Annotated in this window: 6 protein-coding genes; all 6 read right to left on the reverse strand. The window is 71.0% G+C overall.

Annotated elements, in window-relative coordinates; all coding sequences use genetic code 11:
• Positions 1-207: 207 nt before the first annotated feature.
• The gene (locus LCE31_RS35450; protein WP_225021919.1) at positions 208-1,233 is read right to left on the reverse strand and encodes an NAD(P)-dependent alcohol dehydrogenase; all 1,026 of its coding nucleotides are present in this window, start codon (positions 1,231-1,233) and stop codon (positions 208-210) included.
• A complete protein-coding gene (locus LCE31_RS35455; RefSeq protein ID WP_225021921.1) occupies positions 1,230-2,087 on the reverse strand; it encodes an iron-sulfur cluster assembly protein in 858 nt (285 codons plus the stop codon). The genes LCE31_RS35450 and LCE31_RS35455 overlap by 4 nt, the downstream gene beginning before the upstream one ends.
• Positions 2,084-3,097, reverse strand: a complete 1,014-nt coding sequence (locus LCE31_RS35460; protein ID WP_225021923.1) for an amidohydrolase family protein — start codon at positions 3,095-3,097, stop codon at positions 2,084-2,086. The genes LCE31_RS35455 and LCE31_RS35460 overlap by 4 nt, the downstream gene beginning before the upstream one ends.
• Before the next feature lie 126 nt (positions 3,098-3,223).
• Positions 3,224-3,583, reverse strand: coding sequence for a propane 2-monooxygenase effector subunit MimD (gene mimD / locus LCE31_RS35465; RefSeq protein WP_225021924.1), 360 nt, complete (start codon positions 3,581-3,583; stop codon positions 3,224-3,226).
• Entirely contained in the window at positions 3,580-4,692 is a 1,113-nt protein-coding gene (locus LCE31_RS35470) for an aromatic/alkene monooxygenase hydroxylase subunit beta (RefSeq protein WP_225021925.1), read from the reverse strand. The genes mimD and LCE31_RS35470 overlap by 4 nt, the downstream gene beginning before the upstream one ends.
• A gap of 13 nt (positions 4,693-4,705) precedes the next feature.
• Positions 4,706-5,776 carry a 2Fe-2S iron-sulfur cluster-binding protein gene (locus LCE31_RS35475; protein WP_225021926.1) on the reverse strand — a complete coding sequence of 357 codons (1,071 nt, stop codon included), beginning with the start codon at positions 5,774-5,776 and terminating at the stop codon, positions 4,706-4,708.
• Positions 5,777-5,822: the final 46 nt, after the last annotated feature.

The raw sequence follows: 5,822 nt of genomic DNA on the forward strand, positions 1-5,822 counted from the left end.
TGCCCGGCCCCTCCCCGGGGGGCGATTCCCGGGGGGTCCGCGGGGGGGGGGGGGGGGCCCCCCCCGGGGGGGGGGTGGGCGGAACCACGGCGGTGACGGCGGCCGGGGTGCTCCGTGATGCGCCGACCCCCACCGGCCCCGGAGAGCCGGGAGGGGTCCACGGACGGCCACCGCCACCTGTCTTGGGGGGGCGGGCGGGCCGGGGCGTCAGGGCACGAGGATCGCCCTGCCGCGCACCCGTCCGGCCTCCAGGTCGTCCAGGGCCTGGGCGAACGCGTCGAGCGGGTACCTGGAGGTGTGCAGGGTGACGAGGCCGCGCGCCGCCAGCTCCATCAGCTCGACCAGGTCGGTGTAGCTGCCGACGAGGTTGCCGATGAAGTTGATCTCCGAGGAGATGATGTCGATGGTCGGCACCCGGAGCGTTCCGCCGTAGCCGATGACGTGGTAGTCGCCGGCCCTGCGCAGCATCGCGATCCCGTCCTCGATGGCGCCGCCCTCGCCGACGAAGTCGAGTACGGTCTCGGCGCCGTGCCCGCCGGTGAGTTCCCGCACGTGGTCCGCCTGGCCGCCGTCGGCGACGACCGTGTGGTGGGCGCCCAGCGTCCCGGCCAGCTTGAGCGCCTCCGGCGAGCGGTCGACCACGATCAGCTCGGCAGGACTGAGCGCGCGCAGCGCCTGGATGCCGATGTGCCCGAGGCCGCCCGCTCCGATCACCACCGCCCTGTCCCCGGGCGCCAGCCTCGCCGCCGCTTTCTTCGCCGCGTGGTACGCGGTGAGCCCGGCGTCCGCGAGCGCCGCCACGTCGGCCGGGGCGAGCGAGGCGTCCAGCTTGACGACGGCACGGGCGTTGGTGCGGATCAGCTCGGCGAAGCCGCCGTCGGCGTCGATGCCGGGGAACGCCGACGCCTCGCAGTGCACGTCGTCGCCGCGCCGGCACGGCCCGCACAGCCCGCAGGTGACCAGCGGGTGCAGGATCACCGGGTCGCCGACGGCCACGTTGCCGACGGCGCTGCCGACCGCCTCCACCCACCCCGCGTTCTCGTGCCCCTGGGTGTACGGGAGCGCCACATGCGTCTTGGGCTCCCACTGGCCCTCGATGATGTGCAGGTCGGTGCGGCAGAGCCCGGCGCCGCCGATCCGCACGACCACGTCGAGCGGGCCCTGGACCCGGGCGTCCGGCACCTCCTCCACGACCGGGGTGCTGTCATAGGCGTGGGTGCGTACGGCCTTCATGCGGCGCCTCCCCCGAGTGCGCCGTCGTCGGCGCCTCCCCCGAGTGCGCCGTCGTCGCCGTCCTCCCCGCCGTCGTGGTCGGGGGCCGCCTCGCCGTACCGTACGGCGAACAGCCCTTTGCACATCTCCGAGTTGGCGTCGATGCCGACTCCGGTGGTCCTGGCGAGCGTGAGGTGGCATTCGATCCCGGACGCGGGCACCGCGCGGCCCGCCTCGTCCACGAAGGCCGGCGCGCCCGTGGAGCACGGCAGGCCGAGCGCCCTGCGGCGGCGCAGCAGTGGCAGGCCGACGCGTTCCGGCAGGTCGCCGAGGCGCGCGTCGGCCAGTTGCTGCACGGTCCAGCCGTGGTCGAGCAGCCGTCGCCCGATCCGGCCCTGGCTCGCGATCATGCCCTTGCGCAGGAAGACGGTACGCAGGTCGTCGAGCCGGTCGGTGTCGGCGAGCGCGGGGAACGCGTCGTCGAAGCCGTCGCCCCTGGCGACCCCGGCGTTGATCTCGTCCGACGCGAAGTGGTCCTCAAGCTCCACCTCCACCTCGGCGGCCCAGTCGAGCGCCCTGAGCGCCCTGCGGGCGTCGTCCACCATCAGCCAGGCGAAGTTGGGCGCGCAGAAGTAGGTGGGCAGGCGCAGGCGGGCCGTGATCCGCCCGCCCGCCACACTCACCCGGTGCACGAACCCCAACTCGGTGATGGGACGGTCGAGTTCCGGGTCGAGGACAGTAGCGAGCGCCGCAGTGACCTGCCGCGAGCGGGCCGCGGCACGCCCGGCGGCGGTCCCGGCGGGACGCGCCTCGGCCGCGGGGTCGGCAGCGGGCACCGCGCGGGCCCCCGCCCGCCCGGTCGCGACCGCGCTCACGCGGCCACCGCTCCCGGAGCGGAGAGGCGCGCGGACTCGGGCACCTTGATGTCGTAGAGCCTCGCCATGTTCAGCCCGAGGACCTTGCGCTTGATGTCGGTGGTGAGCTCCCCGTACTCGGAGCGCATGTCCTCCGGGATCTGGAAGTCCACGAAGCGTTCCACGAGCCACTTCGGGCTCCAGATCGCGTAGTCGCTGCCGAAGGTGATGCGGTCCTCGTCCAGCCAGAACAGGAGTTCACCCATCACCTTGGCGAAGTAGCGGGGCCGCGTGTGGATGAACGGGAGGACCACGGCGAGGCCCGCGTACACGTTCGGCTCCTGGGTGGCGATCCAGCAGAAGTCGTCGAGGCGGGGCACGCCGGAGTGCTCGATGACGAAGTTGAGGTTCGGGAAGGAGGTGGCCGCCACGTCCACGTCGGCGACGTCGAAGGCGTCCCGGTTCAGCGGCCAGATGGTGGGGCCCTTGTGGACGTGGATGTTGCGGATGCCGAGCTCCTCGCACTTGGCGAGGTAGGTCAGCGCGCCCGGGTCGCTCAGCTTGTAGCCCTTGGAGTCGCCGCGCCACTCGGCGGTGTACAGCTTCACACCGCGCCCCCGCAACTGCCACTCCTCCGCGAGCTGTTCGAGGCGGTCGAGGCCGGCCTCGCCGTCGCGCGGGTCGAAGGCGCCGTTGACGATGAACTTGTCGGGGTGCTTGCGGACCAGCGCGCCGTTGGTCTCGGTGGTGTTGAAGCCGCGGTGGTAGAACTCGCTGAGGTAGGTGGGCTGGAAGATGGCCCGGTCCACGTATCCGGTCTCGAACAGGTCGTGCAGCAGGTCCGCCTCGCTGTACTTGCGGAACTTCTCCAGCGGCCAGACCCACTCCTTCGGGCTCAGGTTGCGCTGGTAGTCGTAGAAGCAGCGGATGAACCCCTCCCCGTACTTGTTGGCGGTGTTCTCCTCGCTCGCGTCCCAGAAGTGGATGTGGCCGTCAACCACGAAGTAGTCGATTCCGTCCTTGTGGTACATGCGCGCTCCTTCATCACTGCTCGCGTCATCACGGGGTGCCGGGGGCCCCGCCCCCCGGCGGCCGGGCCCCGCGGGGTGCTTCGGGATTCGCCGGGGGCCAGGAAACGACGTGCCCCCGGGGGTGTCTCAGGACTCGACGGGGCTGAGGTCGAAGTCGATGTACTCGGCAGCGTCCTCCGGGTTGGCGAAGAGGATGGTGCGGTCGTCCAGGTGGACCATGCGCCCGTAGTGGGTGGACATGATCTCCTCGAAGTCCTGGACGGAGAACTCGACGCCGAGCGCGTCGGAGATCTCGTCGAAGTCGAAGTCGATGACGCGGTCGCCGTCGACCCGGATCATGGAGGGGTAGTCGGTGACGACGACGCCTTCCTTGCCGCGCATGACGTCGGCGACGACGTACCCGTTCTGGTTGTTCATCAGCGTCACACCGCAGCGGTTGGACGAACTGCGGTCGACGGCGAACCGCCCGCTGTCTGTTCCGGTCACTTCGCGCTCCCCTCGGTCTCGACGTGGGCGTCGGCGCCGAGACCGAGGCCCCCGAGCAGCGCCACGACGCGTTCCTTGGCGCGGTCGAGGCTGTCCTCGAACCGCAGCACCTTCTCCTCCGGCTGCGACCACAGCGGCTGGAGCCTGCGCGCGGCGTCCAGGCTGACCGGCACCCAGCGCTCCAGCCACCGCTGGAGCACCTCCCGGTTGGCCGCTCCGTGTGTGTCGTCCCCTCCGAGCAGCGAGAACAGCGCACGGGTGTAGCGCAGGTCGCGGTCGTAGTCGTTCTCGCCCGCGCCCATGACGGTCGGCGTGGTGAAGTCGCCGTTGCGGGCCGCGATCTGCATGACGAGGTGGCTGCGGAACAGCTCGCCGACGAGCGGTTCGAAGACGAGGTTCGCCGCGAACAGCGCCTCCGCCCAGTCCTCGACGGCGGTGATGCGCTCGACGTTCTCCCGCACGCCCTGCCAGGCGGGCTCGGACTGCCACACCTCGCGGTGCGCCGAGCCGTCGAAGCGGGCCAGCTGCTCCTCGATGTCGAGGTTGTAGAGCGCGAGGTCCTGGGCGAAGCGCAGCTTGTGCGCCGCGTTCACGGCCATCGCGTTGTTGATCATGTTGGTGGGCGCCGAGCGCTGCACCGCCACGAACACGTGCATGCCGAGGCCCTGTTCCGCGTGCATCCAGGCGCCGACGTTGCGCTCCACGAAGCGGGTCCACGTCGGGGTCCACTGCGCGTACGCCTCGGCCTTGCGGGCGCCCGCCAGGTTCTGCTGGATCTGCCGCACCACGTTGGCGTTGTTGCGGAAGATCGTCTGCTCCCACTCCTCATTGGGGTCGCGGAAGCGGTGCCAGTCCCCGGCCCGCAGCTCGGTCCACTCCTGCGGGTAGCCCTTGGAGCCGTCGGCGAAGCCGTAGATCCAGCCTTGGAGGAGGTGGCGTTCGGGGTCGGGCTGGACGTCGAAGGTGACGTCCTCGTACATGCTGGCCCGCATCTTCTGCGGCTCGTAGTAGTTGAAGGCGCGGCTGGTGGAGCTGGGGAACACCAGCGCGCCGGCCTCCGCGTCCGTGAACTGCGGTTGGGGGAAACTGCGGGTGGCTGTCTCTGCCATGCGTCTGTGCTCCTCAGGTGTCGGTGGACGTGGTGAACCTGTCCTGGAAGACCCGCTCCTCGGGCATGCCCTTCGCGGTGAGCACGGCGGTCGCCGCGTCGCACATCCCGGGCGGGCCGCACAGGTAGGCGTCGAAGCCGGCCAGGTCGCCCTCGTGGCGCTCCACCACATCGGTGATCAGGCCGTGCTCGTAGGGCCCGGCGGCCGGTTCCTCGGACAGCGCCGGTACGAAGGCGAAGTCCGCGAGCCTGCTTCCGAGTCCGGCGATCTCGTCGAGGGCGAAGAGGTCGCGGGCGGTGCGCGCGCCGTAGTAGAAGCGGGTGGGACGGGTGGAGCCCGATTCCGCGAGGGCCCGCAGCTGCGCCAGGATCGGCGCCATGCCGGCGCCGCCGGCCAGCAGTACGAGACCCCGGTCGGGGGCGTCGCGCATCACGCAGGAGCCGTAGGGCCCCCTGACGGCGAGCGGGTCGCCGACCGAGAGGCGCTGTTCGCGGCCTTCTCCCTGCCCTTCCCCGCTCCCCCTTTCGAGCAGCCCGGAGAAGAGTCCGCCGGGATAGCGCTTGATCAGGAACTCCAGGCGGGCGCCCGGCTTGTCCTGCGGGAGCGCGGCCATGGAGAAGGACCGCCAGTGGTCGGTGCCGGGCACCCGGATGTCGATGTACTGGCCCGGGCGGAAGGGGAGTTCACCCTCGCCGGTGAGCTCGATCTCCAGCCGGACGATGTCGTGGGTCATCTCCTCGACGGCGGTGACCCGGGCCGCTGCGTCCCGGGGCGGGATGCCGGAGAGGAGCATCTCCTCGTCGTAGTTGATGAGTTCGACGTCGAGATCGCCGTAGGCGTGCGTCCGGCAGAGCAGGACGTAGCCCTCCTCGCTCTCGTAGTCGGCGAGGGCGAAGGTCGAGTAGCGCTCCATCTGCTGGTCGCCGTCGAGCAGGAAGGACTTGCAGGACGAGCACTGCCCTTCCTTGCAGCCGTGCATCAGCATGACGCCCTGGCGGAACGCCGCGTCGAGCACGGTCTCCTCTTCGTCGGCCTCGATCTCGATCCCGACCGGCTCGAACCGGACGCGGTGCTTTTCACCCACGGAAAGCCTGCCTTTCGCGGGGAGGAGGGGGGCTCCCCGCCGGGTG

The sequence above is a fragment of the Streptomyces sp. 8L genome, from assembly GCF_020176795.1.
In the GTDB taxonomy this organism is placed as follows: Bacteria; Actinomycetota; Actinomycetes; order Streptomycetales; family Streptomycetaceae; genus Streptomyces.